Source organism: Shimwellia blattae DSM 4481 = NBRC 105725, assembly GCF_000262305.1.
Taxonomy (GTDB): domain Bacteria; phylum Pseudomonadota; class Gammaproteobacteria; order Enterobacterales; family Enterobacteriaceae; genus Shimwellia; species Shimwellia blattae.
On record NC_017910.1, the window covers coordinates 2,032,972 to 2,058,877 of the forward strand.

The following is a 25,906-nucleotide window of genomic DNA, read 5'->3' on the forward strand; positions in this document are numbered from 1 at the left end:
TTCCCTGGCTGATTATAAGAAGGTTACATATCTCCGATAGTCAGCTCCAGATAGTCAAGAAAATGGCGCACGGCCGATAACAGCCCGCGCCGGGACGGGTATAACGCATGAATAATCCGGTGACCGGGCTGCCATTCCGGGAGCACAGGAATAAGCCGGCCCGCATCCAGATCCGCCTTCAGCATCATGCGCGGCAGAATGGTAACCCCAAGCCCCGCCAGGGCCCCCTGGTGCAGCATCACCAGATCATCACTGGCAAGCCTTGGCCGGTAGCTGAAAAGCTGGGCCTCTCCCTGCGGGTTGGTCAGCCGCCAGTGTCCGTACATCCGCTCATCCTGCTGGCTGACCCCCAGCACCGGCATGTTTGCCAGATCCTCCAGGCTCCGGGGTGCGCCATATTTTTCCAGCAGTGCGGGGCTTGCCACCAGCGACTGATACCCCCGCCCGAGATACTTAACAATCAGCTCGCTGTCTTCCAGCGGTGGCGGTAACACCCGCAGAGCCAGATCAAACCCCTCGCCGATGACATCCACCCGCCGGTTAGTGGACTCCACCTCAATGGTCACCTCCGGGAACTGGTGCATATAGTCAGAGACAATCGCCCCGACACAGGAGTGCAGCAACACCACATGGCAGCTGAAGCGCACATTCCCCCGGGGCACCTGGTTTACCCGCTCAATAACCATCTGGGCGGCCTGGGCATCCGCCACCAGCGACTGGCAGTGCTGGTAATACTGCCAGCCGATATCCGTCACATTAAACCGGCGCGTGGAGCGCTGGATCAGCCGCACCCCCAGGCGCTCTTCAAGGGCGGCAATCCGGCGGCTGAGCGTTGATCGCGGTATCCCGGTACTGCGCGACGCCTCTGCAAATCCCCCCCGCTCCACTACCCGGGCAAAGTAATAGAGGTCATTCAGATCCTGCTGCATAGTATTGGTCCATAAATGGAATAGTGATGCTCATTTTAAACTGTTTTATGAAAATTAGTCTGGTAATAAAATTATTAGCAGCGGATCCTATTATTCTGTGTTTTCACCTGCCCCGCTGCTGTCATTAGAAGGATACAAGGTATGTCTCTTACACCAGAAGAGCGCTTCCATCGCTGGACGCGCTGGTCGCTTGCTATTGCGGCTCTGGCCTTTATTTATTTTGTGATTGCCGACATGCACATGCCGCTCACCCCCCACTCACGACTGCTGCACAAGGTGACCCCGGTAGCGGCTGAAGTCAGTGGCCGGGTGGTTTCTGTTAATGTCCGTAACAGCCAGTTTGTGAACAAAGGCGATGTGCTGTTCACCATTGATGACCGGGATTACCGCACCGCCGTCCACGATGCACAAATGGCACTGCAGCAAACCCTCGACAGCAACAGCTCTCTGGATGCGTCCATTGCCGAAGCCAGAGCAAGCCTCGCCCAGGCCCAGGCCGGGTGGGCCGTGGCTAAAGCGGATTCAGCCCGCTATCAGCAACTGCGCAATTCTGCCGTCTCCCGCCAGCAGGCGGATCAGGCATTAGGTAACGAGCGGGAATATGCAGCCCAGGTCGCGCAAATGCAGGCCAAAATCCATAATCTGGAAATTCAGCGCGGGCTGCGCGGCAATAACAACCTGCATATTCGCCAGGCAGAAAACAACCTGCACCAGGCCAATACCAACTTATCCCGCACCGAGGTCCGGGCCCTGGAGCCTGGCTACATCAGTAACCTCAACCTGGTCAGCGGGGATTACGCCAGCACCAGCACCCCGCTGTTAAGTATTGTCAGCACCCGCAATGAAATTTATGCCGACTTCCGGGAAAAGTCTCTGCGCTATATTACCAGCGGCTCACCGGCGGCCGTGGTCTTTGATGCCTTCCCCGGGAAGGTGTTCCACGCCCATCTGACCAGCCAGGAAGCGGGGATTGCCGACGGGCAAATCATTGCAGACGGTAAACTGGCCACCACCGAAGAGAGTGACCGCTGGGTACGTGATGCCCAGCGCCTGCGGGTCTATTTCCAGCTCGACGACAGCCTGCCCAAAGGGCTGCCCAGCGGTGCCCGGGCAACTGTACAGCTTACGCCGACAAACCCGGTGTTCGGTCTGTTGTCCTGGCTGCAAATCCATCTGATTGCCATGCTGCACTATGTCTACTGATACCCCCACCCACCATCTCAGCGAGAATGACCTGCAACAGGTAAAACGCCTGGTGCTGGGGGCCTTTATCTGCTTTCTGACCCCCAAATTCTTCGACTGGAACTACGGCTCCTATTTTGCCGTTTACCCGATGATTATTATGGGGCTGGTGCCGGTGCTCACCCGCCATATTGTGCGCCAGTTCCTGATGAGCGGCGTGTTTAATGTGCTGGTGACCATCATCATTGCCGATGTCTTTGTTGATGAGCCGGTCATTATGATCATTCTGATGCTGCTGGTGAATCTGCTGTGCTTCTGGCTGATGGCATCAGGCATGGCCTTTCTGGCCGGTGCCCATTCGGTGCTCGCCATTCACGCCATGGTGCAGCTGGGGAGCTACAACACCACCGATCTGCTGGATCTCTGCACCTCCCATCTGGTAGCCACCCTGCTGGCGACCGGCAGTGCATTCCTGGCGTTTGTGCTCTTCCCGGATAAAACCCCCCGCTCACCGCCGCCGAAAATGACAAAAAGCTATCCGGAGCTGATTCACCAGGTGTTGTTCAGCGCCGGGATCGCCACCATTTCATTTATTGCCTTCCAGATGTTTGATGAGAAAGACTCGCTCTCAGCTCAGGCCGCCACGCTGCTGATCCTGTTCCCGCTGCGCTGGTCCGGGGCCTATGCCGCCAGTATCGACAGGATGTTCGGCACCCTGATTGGTTCAGCCGCCGCCATTCTGATGCAGGCGGTGCTGTTTACCTGGGGGGAAAATATTACCCTGCAGACCATGTTTTATTTACTGGGGGTGATGATATTCGCCGCAGAGCATATTCGCGAGCGCCGGGGCCCGGCCCGGGGATTTTGCTCAATGACCGCGCTGGCTATTTTCTTCGGCCTGAAAAGCCCGGGGAGCGACGTATTTTATACCGCCATGTACCGGCTGGCGTCGGTTGCCGTTGCGGTATTTATCACCCTGATGCTGGCCTACTTACTGCACCGCCTGTTATTACGTTACTGGCCCACATCAAGCTAAAAAAAAGGCGACAGCACCGGGCTGTCGCCTGATATTTATCCGGGGTTTTTAGCGCCGGTCTACCGAAATTGCACCGGGCCCGGTCAGCGCCAGCAGAATAAAGCCACCGGTAATCGCAAGGTTTTTATAGAAATTGATCATATTGGGCATTACCGCATCCCCGGACATGGTCCAGTACGGGTGACCAATAAAACCGGTCGCGAGCGTATAAACGGCGAAAATAATCGCCAGCGGGCGGGTAAAGAAACCAATGGCAATAAGAATGGACCCGGCGACCTCCATCAGCACCGCAATGGCCGCAGCTACCGTCGGTAATGGTGCGCCCAGCGACGCCATATACTGCACCGTACCGCTAAAGCCTGTCAGTTTGGGGAATCCGGAAAGCAGAAATAACACGATCAGCGCCAGCCGGGCGATGAGGATCAAAAACGAACGACTGCCACCAAAATCACAATAGCGTAGTGAGTTCATACCGATCACCTGAAAAAGAAGGGGTACTAAAAAACATAGCGCAGATCACGCTATGCCGCCACCAACACCCTCTTTTCCTTCCGTTTTCAGCACAAACCGAACGACAAGACGGATAACAATAATACTGCACGAACGCCCGTTATTCAGAGAGTCAGTAGCCCGCCAGGCTACTTATTTACATATCTGCCACTCAATTCAGTGCTGCGGCTGCCGGGCAGCGTGCCTCATTATCTGGTACAGCTCATCTTTAATTTTCAGTTTCTCCCTTTTCATGGCGGCAACCTTGTCTTTATCACAGGGGCCCCGCCCGTCAATATATTCAAGGTCGGTAATTTCGCGATCCAGATTCTGGTGCCGGGTGAATAATGCCCGGAAGCGGGGGTTGGCGTCTTTGAGTTCGGGAATTAAATGATTTAAGTCTGGAAACATAAAACACTCCTTCTCAGTCTGGCGTTCGCGCACCTTCATCCTGGCATCCGCCGGGCAGGATGTCATGCGCGTTCTGCTCAAATTACGCGCAGGATCAACCGCCGTTTTTATTCTGCCGGAAATTCAGCCGCCTGCGCCGCTGATCCGTTACACTCTCCGGGTATATTGTCAGACAAAGTAAGTGAGCATGATGAACACACTACCCCGCATTGGCGTGGGCGTACTGATTATCCGTGACGGGAAAATTTTACTCGGCAAGCGCACAGGCAGCCACGGCGCCGGGTGCTGGTCCGCCCCGGGCGGGCACCTGGAGCCGGGAGAGTCAATTGAACAGTGCGCCCGGCGGGAAACCGCCGAAGAGACCGGGCTCCGGCTGGGGCCCATTTTCCGCGGCCCCTGGAGTGAGGATCACTTCCCCCCGTCACCCGGAACCCCGGGCCGCCACTACCTCACGCTGATGGTCGTGGCCTGTTGCCCCCGGGGCACCCCGGAACGGCGCGAGCCGGAGAAATGCACCGGCTGGCAGTGGTTCCCCCCGGAGGCGCTACCGGCACCGTTGTTTGCGCCGTTAGCCGCCCTGGCAGGCTCTCAGGGCCTGGCCCTGAAAGCGCTGATAGACCAGGCCACCACTCAGTAGCGCACACACACGGATTTGGTCTCACAGTAGGCATCCAGCCAGTCCGGGCCAAAATCGCGCCCGGACCCTGACTGCTTCACCCCGCCAAACGGCAGGTTGGCGTCAATCAGCGTATGGCTGTTGACCCACACGGTGCCGGCCTGCAGGCGCTGGCTGTAGGTCATGGCATTGCTGAGGCCGGAAGTCCAGACGCTGGCGGTCAGGCCGAAGTCGCTGTCATTGGCCAGGCGCAGTGCTTCTTCGCCGCTGGCAACCCGCACCAGGTTTACCACCGGGCCAAAGACCTCTTCACGCACCAGCTTCAGGGTCGGCGCCGGGTTGATAATCAGCGACGGGGCAATATAAAAACCGTCCCCTTCCGGGGCGGCGTTGCCGGTAATAATCTCGGTTTTCTGCACCCGGGCATCTTCAAGATAGGCGGCCACCTTCTGCTGGTGCGCCGATGAGACCAGCGGGTTGATCATCGCCTGCGGATCCATACCCGGCCCCACAGAGAGCGATTTCACCGCCTGTGCGAACGCGTCCACCATCTGGTCAAAGACTGGCGCCTCAATATAGATCCGCGAACTGGCGGCACACACCTGCCCCTGGTTCAGGAAACTGCCGGTCATCAGCCCTTCCACCACCATGGCGGGATCTGCATCTTTCAGCACAATGGCCGGGTTCTTCCCGCCCAGCTCCAGGGTCACCCGGGTCAGCCGGTCGGCCGCCACCCGGGCAATCTGTTTGCCGGTTGCCGTCGAGCCGGTGAAGCTCACCTTCGCCACCTGCGGGTGCGTGGTGAGCGCCGCGCCACACACCGCGCCGCTGCCGGTCACCACATTAAATACCCCCGGCGGCACCCCGGCCTCACAGGCCAGCTCAGCCACCCGGAGCAGGGTCAGCGGCGTGGTCTCTGAGGGTTTAATCACAATGGAGCACCCGGCCGCCAGTGCGGGCATCACTTTCCAGATACCGATCATCAGCGGGAAGTTCCAGGGCACAATCCCCGCCACCACACCCACCGGCTCTTTGCGGGTCCAGGCCTGGTAGCGGGCCCCCGGCGGCAGCGGGATGGACACATCCAGGGTCTGGCCGGTGATTTTGGTGGTCAGCCCGGCGGTATAGCGCATCCAGTTCAGGGTGCACCCCACTTCAAAGGCGCGGGAAATATTGATCGATTTCCCCTGCTCCAGGGTCTCCAGCTGGGCCAGCTCTTCACTGTATTGCTCAACCAGATCGGCAAAACGCAGCAGGACACGCTCACGCTGCGCGGGCAACATGCCTGACCAGCGGCGATCGGTAAAAGCCCGCCATGCGGACGTCACCGCCTGGTCCACATCCCCGGCGCTGGCATCTGCCGTGCTGGAGATCTGCCGGCCACTGGCCGGGTTAAATACCGGCAGGCGCTGTTCGCTGCTGGCGCTTACCCACTGCCCGTCAATAAACAACCCGTGTTGTCGGTCCAGAAAGCGCTGCACGCTCTCCAGTACGGCTACCTGTGATGACATATCAACCCCTTCTTGTTGCACTGCTTCGTCTGGTATTCAGTCTAGGGCATCCCCGCCAGGTCACCTTGGGCCTGCGTGACAATTCATTTGTTTTGCGTGACAGCTTTTACTGTTTACCGCCACGTTTTTTCAGCCGCTTTGCTTATATTTGAAGCGGGTCACTTTGCTAACTGATACCGAAATGCAACAATACCGCAACATAATAACCACGTAATCACACAGGGAGCCGGGCATGGGTTCGGGTCAACATGAACATTTTGATCACTGGCTGGCGGCGATCAATCAGGCCTGCGGGCAGTTCGCTGCCCGGCCGCTTGTGGGGGAGTTCAGCGGCAAACTGGATGAGTTCCACGCACACCAGCTGAAGCTCAGCACGGTCACCGTCAGCGCGGCGAATCTGTTCCGCACCCGCAAAGAGATAGCCCTCAGTAACGATGCCTGGTTCTTCACGGTGTTTCAGCTCAGCGGTGAGGCGGTCATGGAGCAGGAGGGTCACCAGACCGTGCTGCGGCCCGGGGATATCACGCTGATAGACGCCGCCCTGCCCAGCTCTTTTGTCTGGCAGCAGCAGGCGTGCCAGGTCTCCCTGTTACTGCCACGTCAGACACTTGAGCAGACACTGCATACCGGGCGCGTGCCCTGTGCCACCCGGCTGGACGGGAAATGGCCGGTGGTTCGCCTGTGTCACCAGCTGTTACGGGAAAGTATGCAGCACGAAAGTTTATCCCCCCGGGAAAGTGAAGCCGCCCTGGAGGCGATAATGGCGCTGTTGCGCCCGGTGCTGGTTCAGCAGGCGCCGGAAAGTTCGCGCCGGGAGCGCCAGTTTCAGAAAGTCCTGGCGCTGATTGATGAGCATATCCAGTCAGACGCGCTGCGCCCGGAGTGGCTGGCCAGCACCACCGGTATGTCGGTGCGCAGCCTGTACCGCATGTTCGCGGAACAGGGGCTGGTTGTCGCCCAGTATATTAAGAACCGCCGCCTTGATCTGTGTGCCCAGGCGCTGCGCACCGCCAGCCAGGAAGAGAAGCTGGCCGGTATCGGTTACCACTGGGGGTTTACCGACCACAGCCACTTTTCTACCGCCTTCCGGCAGCGGTTTGGGATCTCCCCGGGGGAATACCGCCGCCGCTGGCAGTAACTCAGGGTTTGCGGACCCACATGCCGTTGATCCCTTTAACATATTCCCCGGTTTTCGCCCGCTCTACCAGCTTCTGGCCCGCCAGGCGGGCCACATCGTCAACGCTGATATTATTGCTGGTTGCCAGCTGCTGGTAATTCCGTGCCCGGGCATCATTAATCTGCTTTACCAGCGCCAGGGTCTGCTCATCGCTGGCTCTGGGGGCCAGGTAACCGCTCAGGGTTTCCCCCGCCCGTCCCTGCTGGCGAGCCTCATCCAGGGTCAGTGCCGCTGCCGCCGTGCTCCACAGCAGGAGCGACACGCCAGCCAGCCGCAGAAATTGATAAATTTTATTCATTTTTCCGGCCTTATCAGAACAGATCGCTGCGGTTTTTCAGTAACGTCTCCACGTCTTTATCCACTTTGACATGGATCTCATGCTCAATTTTGACGTTCATATTAATGGTTATGGGGGTATCCGATGCGGCAACCTCAATACGCGGTGTGCACCCGGTTAACCCCGCCACCGGCAGGGCCAGGAGAATGGCGGTCAGATATCTCATTGTTGATGTTCCTTACAGACAGTTCCGGAAGGCTGGCAGCGGGCAACCGGCAATGCCATATGTTGTTCCAGCCATGATTGCAGATTGTCCCCGAAGCGCAGGCTGCGCCACAGGGTAAACAGATTTTCCTGATGCTGATAATTGAGCCGCACGGTGCTGCGCTTGCCGTCCACCTGGCTTACACCGGTGATCGCGGATTTCATCCGCAGCTCGCCCAGATTGCTCAGGCTGACATCGGTCCAGGAGCGGGAGATCTCCAGATAGCGCAGCCAGTTTATCGCCGCGCCCGCGGCAAAATTATCCCTGACCATCGCATCGGCCATGTCTTTATCCATCCGGAAGGTAAGCGGCCCGGGGTTCGACAACCAGCCGTCTTTAATGATCCACTGGGGGTGGTTCAGCCAGATGGGCAGCGCCCCGTTGACTCGCCCGGACATGGCGAACTGCTTCGGATTAATGGCGGTGATAAGCTCACTGGTGGAGATATTCTCCACCCGCAACAGCGCCGGATCGTGCTGAGGCATGCGCAGTTGCAGCATTTTAAGCTGGCCGCCCAGCACATCCACACTGACATCGCTGAGGATAAGCGGGTGCGCCTCGTCCCAGGGGTAATGGCCCTGCAAATCGGCGGTCACGTTGCTGGCCTTCGCCTGGCTGTTAATTTCGGCAATACGCAGGCGTACCGGCCCGCGGGTGCCCAGATCCCATATCCCGTCCTGGTAGCGGAACGGCAGGATAAAATCAATACCGGAGACCTGGTTATCCGGGGTCCAGACATTGCCGTTCTTAACCACCCCGTGCCCGCCTGCCTCAAACCCCTGATCCGGGGCGGCAGAGAACGCCACCTGAGCGTTAAAGGTGCCTTCATCCAGGCGGATTTTGCTCTCTTTGGGCAACAGGGGCTGGAACACCTTCAGGGGCTGGCGCGGCCACCAGGCTTCCGCCCGCAGGCGCACCCCGTCCCAGCGCCCGTTAACCCGCACCGGGCCGATCTCCCCGGCGTGAAGGTCCCCCTTAAACTGAAACGCGGTAGGATCCGTGCCGTTAACGCTGAATTTCAGGGTGGAGGGCGGCAGGTAGCTCCCGCCGCTGAGTGTGGTCTGCCCCGCATCCAGAGACAGAGCGCCCGCAAAAGACGGCGCCCGGGGATCCCGCACCCAGCGCACTGGTTTCTCCAGCACCAGGCGCGGGGCGGCAACCTGCATGGTGCCGTACTGCAACTGGTTAAATCCGGTAGACAGGCGCGACAGTTCGATGGTGTTATCCTTCCACTGGCCGGTGCCGGTCACGTCCCAGTTCGCGTTCATCGGTGTAAACCGGCCTTTCCCCCAGTAGCGCCACTGCCACAGCCCCGCATCCGGTAAAAAGTCCTGCGCTTTACCGTCCAGATGCAGCTCAAACGCCCCGAGCTGGTTTTCATGGGCCTGGAGGATCGCCTGTAGGCGGCCATCCACCCCTTTGCGGGAAACTTTCACCCCCGCCAGCGGCCAGCGCACCTGATCAATATTCAGATCCTCCACCAGCCGCCCCCGGGAGCGCAGCAGCGAGCCGGGGCCAAACTGCAGTTGCGGATCGTTAAGCGGGCCAAGGAGCGAAGTAAACAGCGTGGCATACAGGGTCAGATCATCGTGTTTTGCCTCACCGGTCAGCTGCACCGGCATGGCGCTGTTAACCATGCTGAGCTTACCCGGGCCGAAGGTCAGCACCACGTTGCCTTTACCGGCCTCGCCCTGGGTTAACACATTAAGCCGCCCGCTGATTTTCGCCTGCTCCAGCCCCTGCTGCCAGTTATCTACCGTGACACCCACCCGCCCGCTGAGGGGGAAGCCCTCATAGGGCCAGAACCAGCGGCCGTCGCTGATCCGCAGCTGTTCCCGGGTAATGCTCCAGGGTAAATCAAGCAGCGGCTGGGGCTGCTGTTCGTTGTCCAGAACCAGCTGGCCGCTGTTCTCCTGCCAGTTAAGCTCCACATTCACCAGCCCGGGCTGCTGGGGCAGATACAGTTGCGCGTGGCTCTCTCCCGCTACCGGCAGGCCATCCGGCACCACCGGCATGGTAAATTTCCCCACCAGCGCCAGCGGTTTTTGCCCCTCAAAAAGCTGCAGCGTAAAGTGCTCCACACTGAGGGCCTGGCCGGTCAGCGTGGCGGACAAATCCACCAGTTTTCCCTGGTAGCGCAGCTGCTGCTTTTCCTGTGACAGCGCCAGATGCAGCCCGCCCGCATACTGCTGCCAGGGGGCCAGTGTCAGGTTATCAATGGTGACCCAGCTGCGCGGCAGCATCTGCTGCCACTCCGCCAGGGTGCGCGGCGCACCGGGGCTCGGGGCACCCGGGGGGAGCCCGGCAAGGCAGGTGGTATCAAGGGTGACCGCCGCCGCATGCAGCGACCAGCGCGAAGGGTGTGACAATGTCACGTCGCGGACATGGGCCAGCGTGCACTCGCCCACCTGATAGCGAATATCCGGGATACGCAGTGCGTGCAGGCTGATACGGGGCCGGGCGTCAATGGCGATACGTGTTCCGGCAGGCAGCCAGATCCCCGCCAGCCCCGGCAACCAGTGCCCCAGCGTCAGCAGGAGTGTTAATGGCAATAAAATGCACAGTAGCAACAGGGCCAGTGCAGCGCTATATTTACCCCTCATGAGCAGGGAATTCCTGATTTGGCAAACAGTTAAACCGGGTGCATACCGGCATATCGTTATTTTCCCGTCAGGTAAAGATAACAACGTTACCTGAGCATAGTTAAGCTGGGATTAAACACCATCTTTTCACCGCGTTACAGAGCTTTTTAAAATTTGCGGGAATTTTTTAATAGTGATAATTTCTGTCTCAGAATTATTCTGGAGAAAACACCATGAAACTTGCCATTTACAGCACAAAAAACTATGACAAAAAATATATCGAGCATGTTAACAAAGACTACGGCTTTGAGCTCGAATTTTATGACTTCCTGCTGACCAAAAAAACGGCCAAAACCGCTGCCGGTTGCGATGCGGTCTGTATTTTCGTTAATGACGACGGCAGCCGTCCGGTATTAGAAGAGCTTAAAAAGCAGGGCGTTAAATATATCGCCCTGCGCTGCGCCGGGTTTAATAATGTGGATCTCGATGCGGCAAAAGAGCTGGGGCTGAGAGTGGTCCGGGTGCCGGCCTACTCGCCGGAAGCGGTGGCGGAGCACGCCATCGGGATGATGATGTGCCTTAACCGCCGTATCCACCGGGCCTATCAGCGCACCCGGGATGCAAACTTCTCCCTCGAAGGGCTGACGGGCTTTACCATGTTCGGCAAAACCGCCGGGGTTATCGGCACCGGTAAAATTGGTGTGGCGATGCTGCGCATCCTGAAAGGCTTTGGTATGCGCCTGCTGGCGTTTGATCCCTACCCGAGCGCTGCCGCCCTTGAGCTGGGGGTGGAGTATGTGGATCTGGACACCCTGCTGCGCGAGTCTGACGTAATCAGCCTGCACTGCCCGCTGACGGACGATAACTACCACCTGCTGAATAAAGACGCCTTCAGCAAAATGAAAACCGGCGTGATGATTGTCAACACCAGCCGCGGTGCGCTGATCGACTCCCAGGCCGCCATTGATGCGCTGAAAACCCAGAAAATCGGCTCCCTGGGTATGGATGTGTACGAAAACGAACGGGATCTGTTCTTTGAGGACAAATCAAACGACGTTATCCAGGACGATGTTTTCCGCCGTCTTTCCGCCTGCCACAACGTGCTGTTTACCGGGCACCAGGCCTTTCTGACGGAAGAGGCGCTGATCAGTATTTCTGAGGTCACACTGCAGAACCTGAAACAGCTGGAAAGCGGGCAGGATGCCCCGAACGCCCTGGTCTGAGACTTCTCCCGGTCTCGCAAGGTGCGCCTGCGGGGCTTCTTAACGCGTTAAGGAACATTATGAAAAAAGCAGTTATCGCCGGGCTGGCCGCAATGGCCATCAGCGGTTGTGCCGCAACGGGCAGCAACGACGCCATCCACCCACAGCAGCTTCAGCTTCAGCACCACCGCTATGTGCTGGAAAGTGTCGACGGCACGAAGATCACGACCCGCACACCCCGCCAGCCGGAGATCAGCTTTGGCGAAAATATGCACGTGTCCGGCCAGATGTGTAACCGCTTTATGGGGCAAGGCTCGCTCAGTGGTAATACGCTGGTGGTCAGCGCCATGGCATCGAGCCGTATGATGTGTGTTGATCCGCAGCTGAATCAGCTGGACGGTATTATCAGCGACATGCTTAACCGCGGGGCGCAAATCTCGTTAGCAGGCCAGCAAATGACCCTGACAACCCCGCAGCATACTCTGGTATGGAAACTGTCTGACCTGGTTCAGTAACTGCTGCATGCACCGGAGGCAAGCGCACGTTCACCACAGCGCTTGCCGTTCGGCAAGGCACACATGCCCACCACGGAGCCATCCAGCTGACGGGCTGCAAGCACCGTGCCACCGACCATTGAACAGTTAGCGCTCCCCTGGCCGCTCATTGCGGCATGCATACCCGCCGGCACATGGGCCGCCGTTGCCTGTTGAACAGGTTCACTGCTGCAGGCCGACAGTAAAAACGCGGCGCATCCGATAAAAAAACCGACTCGCATGGCAAAACCTCCGTGGTAAAAAAAATAGTGAAACGTTTCGCATCATAGGCCAGGCCGCCGCCCTGCGCGAGCCCTGAGGCCGGACATTCATTAACTGAAACACATTTTTATGATCCTGCTCGGATTATTCCTGGAATTTGTTCACTTTATGCAGTGACAGCGTCACACAAAAATAACATTCGCGCCGCGCAGCCCTTACGTGATGCGGCCTGAGACACCACGACCACACAAAAGCAAAAATCGCCCTCCGCCGCTTTTGCTACTATTTACCTCATCATCATTAAACGCCGGGTACAGCAAATGGCTGCCGGGCTAAATCATTACAGGGTGCCTACCCTGCTTTCTTTTTGCGCAATGTAAGGTGTCTTATGCAAACTATCGACGGAAATGGCGCAGTCGCCTCCGTGGCGTTTCGCACCAGTGAAGTCATCGCTATTTATCCCATCACGCCCAGTTCAGGCATGGCAGAGCAGGCTGGCGCCTGGTCCGAAAACGGCCTGAAAAATATCTGGGGGGATGTTCCTCGCGTGGTTGAGATGCAGTCCGAGGCTGGCGCCATTGGCGCGGTACACGGGGCGCTGCAAACCGGGGCGTTGTCGACCTCGTTTACCTCTTCCCAGGGGCTGCTGCTGATGATCCCCACCCTGTACAAACTGGCCGGGCAACTGACGCCATTTGTGCTGCATGTGGCGGCACGCACCGTGGCAACCCACGCGTTGTCTATCTTTGGTGACCACTCAGACGTAATGGCGGTGCGCCAGACCGGGTGCGCCATGCTGTGTGCCAGCAGTGTGCAGGAAGCGCAGGACTTCGCCCTGATAGCCCAGATGGCAAGCCTGAACAGCCGGGTGCCCTTTATTCACTTCTTCGACGGTTTTCGCACCTCCCACGAAATCAACAAAATCGTGCCGCTGGCGGATGACACGCTGCTGAAGCTGATGCCCCAGGCCGCCATTGACGCGCACCGCAGCCGGGCCCTGAACCCGGAACACCCGATCATTCGCGGCACCTCGGCCAACCCGGACACCTATTTCCAGTCCCGGGAGGCCACCAACCCCTGGTACAACGCGGTATACGACCACGTTAACCAGGCGATGGCGGATTTCGCCCGCGAAACCGGCCGCCAGTATCAGCCTTTTGAATACTACGGCCACCCGGAGGCAGAGCGGGTGCTGGTTCTGATGGGCTCCGCACTGGGCACCTGTGAAGAGGTGATTGATGAGCTGCTGACCCGTGGCGAAAAGGTCGGCGTGGTGAAAGTCCGCCTGTTCCGCCCGTTTTCCGCTGCCCATTTGCTGGCAATGATCCCGGCCAGCGCGCGCAATATCGCGGTGCTGGACCGGACAAAAGAGCCCGGCGCCCAGGCAGAGCCCCTGTATCTGGATGTGATGACCGCCCTGGCCGAAGCCTTCAGCCGCGGGGAGCGCGACACGCTGCCCCGGGTTACCGGCGGCCGCTATGGTCTGTCGTCCAAAGAGTTCGGCCCGGAGTGTGTCCTGGCGGTGTTTAAGGAGCTGGCCACCCCGGACCCCAGACCCCGCTTTACCGTGGGCATTTACGATGACGTGACCAACCTGTCCCTGCCGTTAGCGGAAAATACCCTGCCGTCCCGCGCCCGGCTGGAGGCGCTGTTCTACGGTCTGGGCAGCGACGGCAGTGTCTCGGCCACCAAAAACAACATTAAAATTATCGGTAATGCCACCGAGTGGTTCGCCCAGGGCTATTTTGTGTATGACTCCAAAAAAGCCGGCGGGCTGACCGTTTCCCATCTGCGGGTCAGTGAGCAGCCGATCAACTCAGCCTATCTTATCGATAAAGCCGATTTTGTCGGCTGCCATCAGCTGCAGTTTATTGATAAGTACCCGATGGCTGAGCGCCTGAAACCCGGCGGTATCTTCCTGCTTAATACCCCCTACAGCCCTGACCAGGTGTGGGATCGCCTGCCTCAGGAGGTCCAGGCAGAGCTCAATGCCAGAAATGCCCGGCTGTGGGTGATCAATGCGGCAAAAATCGCCCGTGAGTGCTCCCTCGGGGCACGTATCAATACCGTGATGCAGATGGCCTTTTTCCACCTGACCCGGATACTGCCCGGCGATACGGCATTTGCCGAGTTGCAGGGGGCCATCGCCCGGAGCTACAGCAGCAAAGGCCAGGAGCTGGTTGAGCGTAACTGGCAGGCGCTGGCTATGGCCAGAGAGTCCCTGTTTAATGTTCCGCTGCGGCCGGTTAATCCGGACAGCCACCAGCGCCCGCCGGTGGTTTCTGATTCCGCCCCGGATTTTGTGAAGACCGTGACGGCCGCCATGCTGGCCGGGCTTGGCGATGCGCTGCCGGTCTCGGCACTCCCGCCGGACGGCACCTGGCCTGTGGGCACCACCCGCTGGGAAAAACGCAACATCGCCGAGGCGATCCCCATCTGGAAAGCGTCGTTATGTACCCAGTGCAACCACTGTGTGGCGGCCTGCCCCCATGCGGCCATTCGCGCGAAAGTTGTCCCGCCGGAGGCGATGGAAAACGCCCCGGCAGGCCTGGACTCGCTGGATGTCAAATCCCGGGATATGCGCGGCATGAAGTATGTCCTCCAGGTCGCCCCGGAAGACTGCACCGGCTGTAATCTGTGTGTGGAGGTCTGCCCGGCGAAAGATCGCCAGGATCCCACCATTAAAGCGATTAATATGGCGCCACGGCTTGCCCATGTTGAGGAGGAGAAAGTTAACTATGACTATTTCCTCGCCCTGCCGGACATGGAGCGCAGCAGCCTGGAGCGCATTGATATCCGCACCTCCCAGCTGCTTACGCCGCTATTTGAATATTCCGGGGCCTGCTCCGGCTGCGGGGAAACCCCGTATATCAAACTGCTGACCCAGCTGTATGGCGACCGGATGCTGATTGCTAACGCCACCGGCTGCTCGTCTATTTACGGGGGGAACCTGCCCTCCACGCCGTACACTACCGATGCCCACGGGCGCGGCCCGGCCTGGGCAAACTCCCTGTTTGAAGATAATGCCGAGTTCGGCCTTGGTTTCCGGCTCAGCACCACCCAGCGCCAGCAGCGGGTTGCCCGGCTGGTAGAGACGCTCGCCCCGTCGCTGCCTGCGGAGCTGGTCAGCCAGCTGCGGGAAGAGGCCACCCCGGAGCAGCGCCGGGTGCAGGTTGATGCACTGCGCCAGGCGCTTCAGGGCAGTGATGATGCGCTGGCACAGCAGCTTATCGCCGATGCGGACGCGCTGGTGGATAAATCCATCTGGCTGATTGGCGGGGATGGCTGGGCCTATGACATCGGTTTTGGCGGGCTGGATCACGTACTGAGCCTGACGGAGAACGTCAACGTGCTGGTGCTCGATACCCAGTGTTACTCCAATACCGGCGGCCAGCAGTCTAAGGCGACCCCGCTGGGTGCGGTGACGAAGTTTGGTGAGCACGGCAAGCGCAAGGCCCGTAAGGATCTGGGCGTCAGCATGATGATGTACGGCCATGTGTATGTGGCGCAAATCTCCCTGGGTGCACAGCTTAACCAGACCGTGAAAGCGATTCAGGAGGCGGAAGCATACCCGGGGCCGTCGCTCATTATTGCCTACAGCCCCTGTGAGGAGCACGGCTACGATCTGGCGCTCAGCCATGATCAGATGCGCCAGCTGACCGCAACCGGGTTCTGGCCCCTGTACCGCTACGATCCGCGCCGGGAAGCAGAAGGCAAAGTGCCGATGATGCTGGATTCACGTCCGCCCTCTGACGCCCTGGCAGAGACTCTGCTCCACGAGCAACGCTTCAAACGGCTGAATACCCAGCAGCCGGACGTAGCAGAGCAGCTCTGGAAGGACGCGGCCAGTGACCTGCAAAAACGCTATGATTTCCTGGCGCTGCTGGCCGGTAAGGCAGAAAAGCCTGCCGGTGAGTAACTGGGCTCTGGCGTAAACCACAAAGCCCGCCTCTCTGGCGGGCTTTTTACTGTGTGGCCGGGGGTTAAACGGGGGCGTAGTTTCCGGTCCCTTCCGGCCAGGGGGTCAGCAGATCGTAACCATCTTCAGTCACCGCAACGGTGTGCTCCCACTGGGCCGAGAGCGAACGATCCCGGGTGACCACTGTCCAGCCGTCATTCAGGACACTGGTCCCGGCCTTCCCGGCATTGATCATCGGCTCAATAGTAAAAATCATCCCCGGTTTCAGTACCACGCCGCTTCCCGGCACGCCATAGTGCAGCACCTGGGGCTCATCGTGATAGACCTGGCCTACCCCGTGGCCGCAATACTCCCGCACCACCGAGAATCCGGCATCCTGCGCAAGTGTCTGAATAGCGGCCCCGATATCACCCAGCGTAGCCCCGGCCCGCACCGCCTTGATACCGGCCACCATTGACTGATAGGTCACATCCACCAGGCGCCTGGCGCGAATCGAAGGCTCACCGGCAAAATACATCCGGCTGGTATCCCCGTACCAGCCATCTTTAATGATGGCCACATCAATATTCACGATATCGCCCTGTTTCAGTTTTTTATCTGCCGGAATGCCGTGGCACACCACATGGTTAACCGATGTACAGACCGTTTTCGGGTAGCCGTGATAGCCAATATTGGCGGGGATAACCTTCAGGTGATCGACAATATATTCATAACACCGGCGATCCAGCTCATCGGTGGTGACGCCGGGCTGGACATAAGGGGTGATCATTTCCAGTACGCTGGCCGCGGCATGCCCGGCGGCCCTGGCCATTTCTATTTCTGCGGGGGTGTGAAGTTTAATGCCGGTCATGATGCCTGCTCCTGCGGTAAGTCTGCCGGAATGTCGTCCGCCACGATGCGGTCAATCGCCATTCCGTGATGAATTTCGCTGTTGATTAACTGGCGAACCAGTTGCTGGTGGGTTAAATGCGGGTACAGCTCTGCCAGCATCCCCAGTTTTAGCCAGTATTCCGCCTGGGCATTGATCGAGCGGCTCATGGCATTGCTGGCCACCCGCAGGTTCTCATGCATCAGATCGGAGATTTTAACGATTCCCATAAAGCACCTATATAAAACATATATGAAGCGTATATTAGCAGATTCTGACATTGCCGGGTAATTAGCGGGTAGCACGGTGTGCTGATGGCGGAAATGTGTGCGCAATGGCGAATAAAACGACAGTTAAACATTAGCATTGCTGACAAGTGCGGATTTTTTTAAAAACCCCTTGACCCTGATATTCACAGGTCTATAGTTCGTTTCAACACGGTGTGGGCTGTTAGCTCAGTTGGCAGAGCTGTGGACTCTTAATCCATCGGTCGAGGGTTCGAATCCCTCACAACCCACCACCTCCCTTCCCTTTTATTTTCATATTGTTAAATAAACGCCTCCTGCATTTATACCGCCAGGTTTCGTCATGGCCGCCCGTGGCTTTATGCTGCCCGGAACCTCATTTCGGCTATTTTCAGCCGAACGACTGACCGCTGATAACGCAACTCTGAACTATTGATCATTACAGAGGTGTTGAAACGGCAGGAACAACACCAAACCGGCGGCTACTGAACAAACCCTACAGATGGCATCCGGATACCTGTGCCTGTTAAAAAAGTGGAGGACATATGACTGTAAAAACAGGAGATGTTGTTACCCTGAAATCAGGTGGACCTCACATGACCGTTTTGGGGTTTGCCCGGGATATGGGCGAAGAATGGGCGGCTTTTCCCGGCAACGACATAGTTGTCGCCTGGATGGATAATCTGGGCCATAAGCTGGTTGATGCATTTGATCCTGCAACCCTTAAGTTCGCTAATACTGATCCCGCTATAGGGTGTGGGTGATGGGGTAACGTTAGCCGCCTGAAGGCGGCTAACATCCTGCGAACACGGTGTCTTCACCACCACCACTCTCAACGGCACGATGACAAACTCAGTAATTTACTATTGATAATGATAATCATTACTGTTAACGTTGCTCTCACCGGTACGCTGAGCCTGCACGCCAGCGAACCGGTACGACATTGCTCACATTGCTTCCAGTTTTCCGCCAGCACTGCTGGCGGTTTTTTTTTGCTCCGCCCCCTCATAAATAGCGTCATACGTCCGGAACACGCCAGCTAATATATTAAAAATCATCAGGTTAAAAACAAAAATAACCACAAGGTATTTTATGCAACTTATTTAAAAAATACCGCTAACAACAGGGCTGCCCAGTCTATATCGTTAACCTGATTGTAAAGTTACGTACATATAATAAAAACAATGTCATCCGTACCCGTTAATCGACACGCGCAATACAAAGAGATTTATCCGGAGCTGAGTATGTCACTACAAAACATCATGACGCGCCGGGAGGCATTAGTCAGAATGGCCTCAGTGATGGTAACGGTAAGTTTAATGCCCTATTCCAGACTCACCTTTGCCGAGAAATCACACGCCGCCGCCTCCCCGCTGGAATTTGCCCAATTCCTCAATATTTCCCGAAAAATCACGGAACACGAGACGCTGGATCCCGCCCTGTCAGCCCGCTATTTCAGCGCGCTTAACCAGCAAATCCCCGCCTTCGCCAGCGCGCTCCCGGTGTTATACGCAATAAGCCAGCAGGCCCCGGATGCCCTGGCCTTTAACCAGCAGGCCATCCGGCACGGGCTGGGCGAGATCATGACGGCGATTGTCACCGCATGGTACACCGGCACCGTTGCCGTGGAGGGCTCCGGCCATACCGAACTGGTCAGCTATAAGGATGCACTGATGTATAAAACGACCAGAGATGCACTGATTGTTCCCACCTGGTGTACTTACGGGCCCATGTGGTGGCTGGGACTGCCACCGGGCGTCACCCGGGAGCCCACTGTCCCGGCAACGGATCTTCCGCAGGCACAGGGGAATAACGCATGAAACGCCCTGTAATTGATGCCGCCGGGGATGCCCGGGCAGATATTGTGATTGTCGGCTCCGGTATTGTTGGCGGCTTAATGGCCGAGAACCTGGTAAGCCTTGGCTACTCCGTGCTGGTGCTGGAAGCCGGCCCGCGCATTGAGCGGGCTCAGGCCGTGGAAAACTGGCGCAATATGCCGATAAAAAACCGGGCCGGATCTGATTTTCAGGGGCTGTACCCGCAATCGGAATATGCCACCGCACCGCTCTACTTCCCGGAAAATAATTATGTCCAGCTCAGCGGGCCGAACGGCTCGAGCTTTAAGCAAGGGTATTTACGGGTCGTGGGCGGCACCACCTGGCACTGGGCGGCCTCCTGCTGGCGTAACCACCCGAACGACTTTCAGATGAAAACCCGCTACGGGGTGGGCCGGGACTGGCCCATTTCCTACCAGGATATGGAGCCCTGGTATTGCAGGGCGGAGGAAGAAATTGGGGTAGCCGGGCCAAACAACCCGGACTGGCAGTCCCCCGTTGAGCGCAGCAAACCCTACCCGATGGATATGGTGCCCTGGGCCTATGGCGATCGCCGCATCGCCGAAATTGTCAATCCTCACGGCTTTCGCTCAGTACCGATTCCCCAGGGCCGCAGTACCCGCCCCTGGCAGGGGCGCCCGACCTGCTGTGGCAATAATAACTGCCAGCCTATCTGCCCGATCGGCGCCATGTATAACGGCATCCACCATATTGAGCGCGCCGAACATAAAGGGGCACAGGTGCTGGCTGAATCGGTGGTCTACAAAATCGATACAGACGAGCAGAATAACGTGACGGCAGTACACTGGTACGATAACCAGCACCGCTCCCATCGCGCCACCGGCCGGGCATTTGTACTTGCCTGCAATGGTATCGAGACCCCCCGGCTGTTACTACTGGCCGCCAATGAGCGCAACCCGAACGGCATCGCGAACAGCTCTGATCAGGTGGGGCGCAATATGATGGACCACTCCGGCCTGCACTGCTCATTCCTCGCCCGCGAGCCACTCTGGACAGGCCGTGGCCCGGCGCAAAGCAGCTGCATGGTGGGCTATCGCGATGGTGAGTTCCGCGCCCGCCACTCAGCCAATAAAATCATCATCAATAACATCAACCGGGTGATCCCCTCCGCCCTGCAGGCGCTGAAAACCGGCCTGGTGGGTAAGGCTCTGGACGCGGAAATCCGCGATCGCGCCAGCCGCTCGGTGGATCTGTCGATTAGCCTTGAACCCCTGCCGGATCCGGACAACCGCCTGACCCTGAGCCCCACCCGTAAAGATAAACATGGTCTGGCCTGCCCGGATATCCACTACGACGTGGGGGATTACGTGCGCAAAGGGCTGGAAGAGGTGAAAAAACAGCTGCGCCAGATTGGCGATCTGTTCAGTGCCGAAGAGTTTGTCATCAACGATACCCTCAACGCCAACAACCATATTATGGGCGGCACCATCATGGGGGATAACCCCCGGGATTCGGTGGTGGACGGTAATTGCCGCGCCCACGATCACGCCAATTTATGGCTACCCGGGGGCGGAGCCATGGCCTCTGCCAGTGTGGTCAACACCACGCTGACCATGGCGGCCCTGGCCCTGAAAGCCGCCGACGATGTGCACCGTATGATGGAGGGCAAATGAACAAATTCATGCTCTCAGCCCTGGCCTGCGCGACGCTGCTGGCGGGCCCTGCCGGTGCCCAGACACCCCCGGATGCCTCGCTTATCGCCCGTGGCCACGCGCTGGCTATCGCCTCAGACTGTATGGCCTGCCACACCGATACCCCCCACCAGGGAAAACCCTATGCCGGGGGCTACGGGATCGCCTCTCCGATGGGGACCATCTACGCCACCAATATTACCCCGTCTGTGCGCTATGGCATTGGCCGCTATACCGAAGCGCAGTTTGCCCGGGCACTGCGTGAAGGCATTCGCGGGGACGGGGCGCACCTCTACCCGGCTATGCCTTATACCGCCTATACCCGGCTCAGTGATGAGGATATCCACGCCCTGTACAGCTATTTTATGCACGGTGTCGCCCCGGTAGATACACCCCCGGAGGCGAAGACCGATCTGCCCTTTCCGTTTAATATCCGCCTGGTGATGGCGGCGTGGAACCTGCTCTACCTGGATAACGCCCGCTTTGTGCCCGACAGCCAGGCCACAGCGGAAATCAACGAAGGCGCCTGGCTGGTCCAGGGACCGGCGCACTGCGGCACCTGCCACACCCCGCGCAATCTGATGATGGCAGAAGATCAGAAGCGGTATCTGGCAGGCGCCCAACTGGGCCCATGGTATGCCCCCAATATCAGCCCGGACGCTACCGACGGTATCGGTAGCTGGAGCGAGCAGCAGATTGTCGACTACCTGCGCACAGGCCGCGCCGAAGGTAAAGCCCAGGCCGCAGGCCCCATGGCGGAGGCCGTTGAGCACAGCCTGCAGTATCTGACGGCCCAGCAGCTCCATGCCATTGCTGCCTACCTGAAAACTGTCCCGGCACAGCCCGGCGATAATGATGTCGCCACAGCAACACCGGCCGACAACGGCAACACGAGTGGTGCCTGGAACGTGGAAAATAGCCTGCGGGGGAAAAACCCGCCAACGGCCAGCCACACCCTGACCAGTGGTGAGGCCCTGTACAGCGGCTATTGCGCCAGTTGCCACCAGCCAGACGGCAGCGGCAGTGAGAACCAGGCCTACCCGGCGCTGACCCGTAATACGGTTACCGCAATGGGCAACCCCTCCAACCTGATTGCGGCAATTTTATTTGGTGTCGACCGGACAACCGGCGGTCATCAGGTATTAATGCCGGCGTTTGGTGAGGGATCCTATGTGGGTGAACTTACTGATAAGCAAATTGCCGATATTGCAAACTTCGTTTTGCAGAAATACGGCAATGTCCGCGTAACGGTCACCCCGCAGGATGTTGCGCAAATACGTGCTGGCGGGCCGAAGCCGTTTATTGCACAAGTGCAGCCGTTTATCATCCCGGGGATGGGGGTCGGCGGCATTATTGTGCTGGCGCTGATCATCTGGCTGCTGCGCCGACACCTGCGCAAACAGGCCAGTAAGTAACCGGCAGAGACGCTTCGCGTCTGTGGTCCATTTACCAGCGGACCGGATACGAAGCGTGCGCCTTCACCATGATAAAAGGCCACCCGCAGGTGGCCTTCGTGATGATGCGCCTGCCGGGTGTTTGTCAGTCAAACACACCGTTAATAACGGCGGTCACAACGGCTGTGCTTAGTGCGACCAGTACTAAATCGTTACCAATGGCCTGCCATTCATATCCCGGATAATTTGGCAAATCATGCAGCATAGAGGCGGGTAAGGATTTCTTTGCAATTCCCGGGGGCAACGTTTTACCGCGCGCAACATTTTTGGCAATACCCGGAGGGAGGGATTTATACCCCACCAGCCCGTAATTAACGGCCAGTGAGCGGGCCCGGGAGAAGCTGATATCCGCGTCTACATGGTCTGGTTTACCGTAGCTTTTGCGGCTGTCGCGATCTTCCTTAGACTTGTCGTTTCCCTGCCCTTTGCCCTGGTTCGCGCCACTTTTGCCGTTATTGCCGTTGCCGTGGTTACCGTTGTTGCCATGATTACCACCGCCGCTGTTGCCATGATTACCACCACCACTGTTACCATGACCACCACCGTTACCGCCGCCGTTACCACCACCGTTACCGGGGTTCGCGTAAGCGGGGGCTGCAAGCATGGCGAGTGAGATAACCGCCGCAAGTGCAGTTTTGAGAGTGCGACGCTTAAACATGATGATTATTCCTTAAAGTTAATTTAACGCTTTGAACATAGAACAGGCATAACGCATTAACAATCTCATGCTTTCTTATTTTGCGGTGATCCGGGCCAGATGCTATAGCGCTGTAAAACGCGCTGGCATTTAGTGCGGTAATCCGTACCATACGCCCATACTTTTTTTGCTGGCCGCGCCAGCCCCTGAGACAGAGCACCATGCAAGACAACCAGGATATTACCCGGAAAGATCAGTACAACCTTAACAAACTTCAGAAACGCCTGCGTCGCAATGTGGGCGAAGCGATTGCCGATTTCAACATGATAGAAGACGGCGACCGGATCATGGTTTGCCTCTCTGGCGGGAAAGACAGCTACACCATGCTGGAGATCCTGCGTAATCTGCAACAGAGCGCCCCCATCTCGTTCAGCCTGGTGGCGGTCAACCTTGATCAGAAGCAGCCCGGCTTCCCGGAGCATATTCTGCCCGCCTATCTGGAAAGCATTGGCGTTGAATATAAGATTGTTGAAGAGAACACCTACGGGATCGTTAAAGAGAAAATCCCGGAAGGGAAAACCACCTGCTCCCTGTGCTCCCGCCTGCGCCGCGGTATTCTCTACCGCACCGCCAGCGAACTGGGGGCAACCAAAATAGCCCTTGGTCACCACCGGGACGATATTTTACAAACCCTGTTTCTCAACATGTTCTACGGCGGGAAAATGAAAGGCATGCCGCCGAAACTGATGAGCGACGACGGCAAACACATCGTGATCCGCCCGCTGGCATACTGCCGCGAGAAGGACATTCAGCGCTTTTCCGATGCGCGAAACTTCCCGATAATCCCCTGCAATCTGTGTGGCTCCCAGCCTAATCTCCAGCGTCAGGTGATTGCCGAAATGCTGCGCGACTGGGATAAACGCTACCCGGGGCGTATCGAAACCATGTTCAGCGCCATGCAGAATGTGGTGCCCTCTCACCTGTGTGATACCAGTCTGTTTGATTTTGCCGGGATCCGGCACGGCAGCGAGGTGGTCGACGGGGGCGATATTGCGTTTGATCGCCAGGAGATCCCGCTGGCACCGGCAGGCTGGCAGCCAGAGGAAGAGGACGCCCCTCACGAAGAGATGCGCCTGAATGTGGTGGAAGTAAAATAACCCGCACTCAGGCCCGGCCCCGGGCCTGAGTGACTGGCCGCTATTTCAGCAGCCGCACTTTACAGGTTTTGCCTTTGATTTTCCCGCCCTGGAGCTGTTTCCAGGCCTGCCGGGCCACGTCCTGGCGCACCGCCACATATGCGTGGGTTGCTGAAAGCGTAATCCTGCCGATATCCTCACCCGCCAGGCCAATATCCCCGGTCAGCGCCCCCAGAATATCCCCGGGGCGCATTTTGGCCTTTTTACCGCCGTCAATGCACAGGGTTGCCATGGGCGCTTTCAGGGGCACCAGCGGTTTGCTGACCGGTGGCAGCCACTCAGGGGTGATATGGAGCATGTCAGAGAGGATAGCCGCCCGCTGGGCCTCTTCCGGGGCACAGAAGCTCACCGCCAGCCCGCTGTTACCCGCCCGGGCAGTACGCCCGATACGGTGGACATGCACTTCAGGATCCCAGGCCAGCTCATAGTTGACCACCATCTCCAGCGCTTTAATGTCCAGCCCGCGCGCCGCCACATCGGTCGCCACCAGTACCCGGGTGCTGCCGTTGGCAAAGCGCACCAGGGTTTGGTCGCGATCGCGCTGCTCCATATCCCCGTGCAGGGCCAGCGCCTCCTGGCCCGCGTCGTTCAGGGCGTCGCACACCTCCTGGCAATCTTTACGGGTGTTGCAGAACACCACGCAGGAGGCCGGGCGGTGCTGGCTCAGCAGGCTTTGCAGCAGCGCAATCTTGCCGCGCCGTGGCACATCATAAAACTGCTGCTCAATCGCCGGTAAGTTATCGACCCGGTCAATTTCAATGGTCTGCGGGTCACGCTGTACCCGGGCGCTGATCGCCGCAATCCCTTCCGGCCAGGTGGCGGAGAACAGCAGCGTCTGGCGGCGCGGCGGCACACTGTCCAGCACCTGATTAATCGCCTCGCTGAACCCCATATCCAGCATCCGGTCCGCCTCATCCAGCACCAGGGTTTGCAGCGCGTCCAGCTTTACGGTGCCCTTTTGCAGGTGATCCACCAGGCGCCCGGGGGTCGCCACAATAATATGCGGCGCATGCTGCAGTGAGTCCCGCTGGGGGCCAAAAGGCTGGCCGCCACACAGGGTGAGGATTTTGATATTCGGCAGGAAGCGGGCCAGGCGGCGTAGCTCCCCCGCCACCTGATCGGCCAGCTCCCGGGTCGGGCACAGGACCAGCGCCTGGGTGGCAAACTGGCCGGCATCAATTTTCGGCAACAGCCCTACCCCGAACGCCGCGGTTTTACCGCTGCCGGTCTGCGCCTGTACCCGCACATCTTTTCCGGCCAGCACAACCGGCAGCGCCGCGGCCTGTACCGGCGTCATCGCGCTGTAGCCAAGGGATTCCAGGTTATCCAGCAGCGCGGCGGGTAGCGTATTCAGGGTAGCAAAAGCAGTCACGGTGATTTCTCTCATGGGACAAAATTAGCAGGGGGCGTATCCTCGCAGATCTGCGCACAGAACGCGACAATTTAATCGGTTTTACCCGTGGGCCGGGGGGGCTGGCACTGCAATGCTGTTTGCCGCCAGCGATGCACAAAAAAAAGCCGGCTATCAGCCGGCGTTGTACGAATCAATTGTGCTATGCAGTAATTCAAAAAAAGGAAGTAAGACAATATGGAGCGCAACGCCCATCGCTTGACGTTGCATTCACCTGCGAGACCGATATTGCGCCAGTCCAGTGTTTTTTTTATTGA

The 25,906-nt window shown here is 58.2% G+C and carries 24 protein-coding genes and 1 tRNA gene; 13 read left to right on the forward strand and 12 right to left on the reverse strand.

Annotated elements, in window-relative coordinates:
- Positions 1-23: 23 nt before the first annotated feature.
- Positions 24-929: a LysR substrate-binding domain-containing protein gene (locus tag EBL_RS09465; protein ID WP_002440943.1), complete on the reverse strand. Its 906-nt coding sequence runs from the start codon at positions 927-929 to the stop codon at positions 24-26.
- Positions 930-1,070: 141 nt separating this feature from the next.
- On the opposite strand from EBL_RS09465, the gene EBL_RS09470 reads away from it, so the two are divergent.
- Both EBL_RS09470 and EBL_RS09475 read left to right on the forward strand, forming a co-directional pair.
- Entirely contained in the window at positions 1,071-2,132 is a 1,062-nt protein-coding gene (locus EBL_RS09470) for an HlyD family secretion protein (RefSeq protein WP_002440942.1), read from the forward strand.
- Positions 2,122-3,147: a DUF2955 domain-containing protein gene (locus tag EBL_RS09475; RefSeq protein WP_002440941.1), complete on the forward strand. Its 1,026-nt coding sequence runs from the start codon at positions 2,122-2,124 to the stop codon at positions 3,145-3,147. The genes EBL_RS09470 and EBL_RS09475 overlap by 11 nt, the downstream gene beginning before the upstream one ends.
- Positions 3,148-3,195: 48 nt before the next feature.
- Here EBL_RS09475 and EBL_RS09480 read toward each other — a convergent pair whose 3' ends face one another.
- Both EBL_RS09480 and EBL_RS09485 read right to left on the reverse strand, forming a co-directional pair.
- A complete protein-coding gene (locus tag EBL_RS09480; RefSeq protein ID WP_002440940.1) occupies positions 3,196-3,618 on the reverse strand; it encodes a DoxX family protein in 423 nt (140 codons plus the stop codon).
- Positions 3,619-3,813: 195 nt separating this feature from the next.
- Positions 3,814-4,047: an HP1242/YdcH family protein gene (locus EBL_RS09485; RefSeq protein WP_002440939.1), complete on the reverse strand. Its 234-nt coding sequence runs from the start codon at positions 4,045-4,047 to the stop codon at positions 3,814-3,816.
- 187 nt (positions 4,048-4,234) lie between these two features.
- Here EBL_RS09485 and EBL_RS09490 point away from each other — a divergent pair, with 187 nt between their 5' ends.
- Positions 4,235-4,684, forward strand: a complete 450-nt coding sequence (locus EBL_RS09490) for a nucleotide triphosphate diphosphatase NUDT15 (protein ID WP_002440938.1) — start codon at positions 4,235-4,237, stop codon at positions 4,682-4,684.
- On the opposite strand, the gene EBL_RS09495 is transcribed toward EBL_RS09490, so the two are convergent.
- Positions 4,678-6,174 carry an aldehyde dehydrogenase family protein gene (locus EBL_RS09495; protein ID WP_002440936.1) on the reverse strand — a complete coding sequence of 499 codons (1,497 nt, stop codon included), beginning with the start codon at positions 6,172-6,174 and terminating at the stop codon, positions 4,678-4,680. The two genes, EBL_RS09490 and EBL_RS09495, sit on opposite strands and share 7 nt — an antisense overlap.
- Positions 6,175-6,406: 232 nt before the next feature.
- Between EBL_RS09495 and feaR the strand changes: the two genes are divergently transcribed.
- Positions 6,407-7,312 carry a transcriptional regulator FeaR gene (gene feaR / locus EBL_RS09500; protein WP_002440935.1) on the forward strand — a complete coding sequence of 302 codons (906 nt, stop codon included), beginning with the start codon at positions 6,407-6,409 and terminating at the stop codon, positions 7,310-7,312.
- 1 nt (position 7,313) lies between these two features.
- Here the strand turns inward: feaR and EBL_RS09505 are convergent, their stop codons facing one another.
- The 3 genes from EBL_RS09505 to EBL_RS09515 are packed head-to-tail and all read right to left on the reverse strand — an operon-like array spanning position 7,314 to position 10,496.
- Positions 7,314-7,649, reverse strand: a complete 336-nt coding sequence (locus tag EBL_RS09505) for a YdbL family probable chaperone protein (RefSeq protein WP_002440934.1) — start codon at positions 7,647-7,649, stop codon at positions 7,314-7,316.
- Positions 7,650-7,662: 13 nt separating this feature from the next.
- Entirely contained in the window at positions 7,663-7,854 is a 192-nt protein-coding gene (locus tag EBL_RS09510; RefSeq protein ID WP_002440933.1) for a YnbE family lipoprotein, read from the reverse strand.
- On the reverse strand, positions 7,851-10,496 hold the full coding sequence (locus tag EBL_RS09515) for a YdbH family protein (protein WP_002440932.1): 2,646 nt from the start codon (positions 10,494-10,496) through the stop codon (positions 7,851-7,853). Before EBL_RS09515 ends, EBL_RS09510 begins: the two co-directional genes overlap by 4 nt.
- A gap of 212 nt (positions 10,497-10,708) precedes the next feature.
- Here EBL_RS09515 and EBL_RS09520 point away from each other — a divergent pair, with 212 nt between their 5' ends.
- Both EBL_RS09520 and hslJ read left to right on the forward strand, forming a co-directional pair.
- Positions 10,709-11,698 carry a 2-hydroxyacid dehydrogenase gene (locus tag EBL_RS09520; RefSeq protein ID WP_002440931.1) on the forward strand — a complete coding sequence of 330 codons (990 nt, stop codon included), beginning with the start codon at positions 10,709-10,711 and terminating at the stop codon, positions 11,696-11,698.
- A 59-nt stretch (positions 11,699-11,757) separates the two neighbouring features.
- Positions 11,758-12,192, forward strand: a complete 435-nt coding sequence (gene hslJ, locus EBL_RS09525) for a heat shock protein HslJ (protein WP_002440929.1) — start codon at positions 11,758-11,760, stop codon at positions 12,190-12,192.
- Here the strand turns inward: hslJ and EBL_RS09530 are convergent.
- Positions 12,186-12,452, reverse strand: coding sequence for a putative hemolysin (locus EBL_RS09530; protein ID WP_014716011.1), 267 nt, complete (start codon positions 12,450-12,452; stop codon positions 12,186-12,188). The two genes, hslJ and EBL_RS09530, sit on opposite strands and share 7 nt — an antisense overlap.
- Before the next feature lie 368 nt (positions 12,453-12,820).
- On the opposite strand from EBL_RS09530, the gene nifJ reads away from it, so the two are divergent.
- Positions 12,821-16,351, forward strand: coding sequence for a pyruvate:ferredoxin (flavodoxin) oxidoreductase (gene nifJ / locus EBL_RS09535; protein ID WP_002440925.1), 3,531 nt, complete (start codon positions 12,821-12,823; stop codon positions 16,349-16,351).
- Positions 16,352-16,415: 64 nt separating this feature from the next.
- Here the strand turns inward: nifJ and map are convergent, their stop codons facing one another.
- Positions 16,416-17,201 (reverse strand): type I methionyl aminopeptidase, encoded by a 786-nt coding sequence (map, locus tag EBL_RS09540; protein ID WP_002440923.1) that lies wholly within the window; start codon positions 17,199-17,201, stop codon positions 16,416-16,418.
- Positions 17,198-17,449, reverse strand: coding sequence for a ParD-like family protein (locus EBL_RS09545; RefSeq protein ID WP_002440922.1), 252 nt, complete (start codon positions 17,447-17,449; stop codon positions 17,198-17,200). Before EBL_RS09545 ends, map begins: the two co-directional genes overlap by 4 nt.
- 214 nt (positions 17,450-17,663) lie before the next feature.
- Between EBL_RS09545 and EBL_RS09550 the strand changes: the two genes are divergently transcribed.
- The 5 genes from EBL_RS09550 to EBL_RS09570 all read left to right on the forward strand — a co-directional run bounded on the left by EBL_RS09550 (position 17,664) and on the right by EBL_RS09570 (position 22,366).
- Positions 17,664-17,739: transfer RNA gene (locus EBL_RS09550), tRNA-Lys, on the forward strand.
- Between the two features lie 270 nt (positions 17,740-18,009).
- Positions 18,010-18,228: a YodC family protein gene (locus tag EBL_RS09555; RefSeq protein WP_002440921.1), complete on the forward strand. Its 219-nt coding sequence runs from the start codon at positions 18,010-18,012 to the stop codon at positions 18,226-18,228.
- Between the two features lie 480 nt (positions 18,229-18,708).
- Positions 18,709-19,284, forward strand: a complete 576-nt coding sequence (locus EBL_RS09560) for a sorbitol dehydrogenase family protein (protein WP_002440920.1) — start codon at positions 18,709-18,711, stop codon at positions 19,282-19,284.
- On the forward strand, positions 19,281-20,933 hold the full coding sequence (locus EBL_RS09565) for a GMC family oxidoreductase (protein ID WP_002440919.1): 1,653 nt from the start codon (positions 19,281-19,283) through the stop codon (positions 20,931-20,933). The genes EBL_RS09560 and EBL_RS09565 overlap by 4 nt, the downstream gene beginning before the upstream one ends.
- Complete coding sequence (locus tag EBL_RS09570) at positions 20,930-22,366, forward strand: cytochrome c (protein ID WP_002440918.1); 1,437 nt, start codon at positions 20,930-20,932, stop codon at positions 22,364-22,366. The genes EBL_RS09565 and EBL_RS09570 overlap by 4 nt, the downstream gene beginning before the upstream one ends.
- Positions 22,367-22,490: 124 nt before the next feature.
- Here EBL_RS09570 and EBL_RS09575 read toward each other — a convergent pair whose 3' ends face one another.
- Positions 22,491-23,063 carry an anti-virulence regulator CigR family protein gene (locus EBL_RS09575; RefSeq protein ID WP_002440916.1) on the reverse strand — a complete coding sequence of 191 codons (573 nt, stop codon included), beginning with the start codon at positions 23,061-23,063 and terminating at the stop codon, positions 22,491-22,493.
- A gap of 200 nt (positions 23,064-23,263) precedes the next feature.
- On the opposite strand from EBL_RS09575, the gene ttcA reads away from it, so the two are divergent.
- A complete protein-coding gene (gene ttcA / locus EBL_RS09580) occupies positions 23,264-24,199 on the forward strand; it encodes a tRNA 2-thiocytidine(32) synthetase TtcA (protein WP_002440915.1) in 936 nt (311 codons plus the stop codon).
- Between the two features lie 40 nt (positions 24,200-24,239).
- On the opposite strand, the gene dbpA is transcribed toward ttcA, so the two are convergent.
- Positions 24,240-25,610, reverse strand: a complete 1,371-nt coding sequence (dbpA, locus tag EBL_RS09585; RefSeq protein ID WP_002440914.1) for an ATP-dependent RNA helicase DbpA — start codon at positions 25,608-25,610, stop codon at positions 24,240-24,242.
- Between the last annotated feature and the right edge of the window lie 296 nt (positions 25,611-25,906).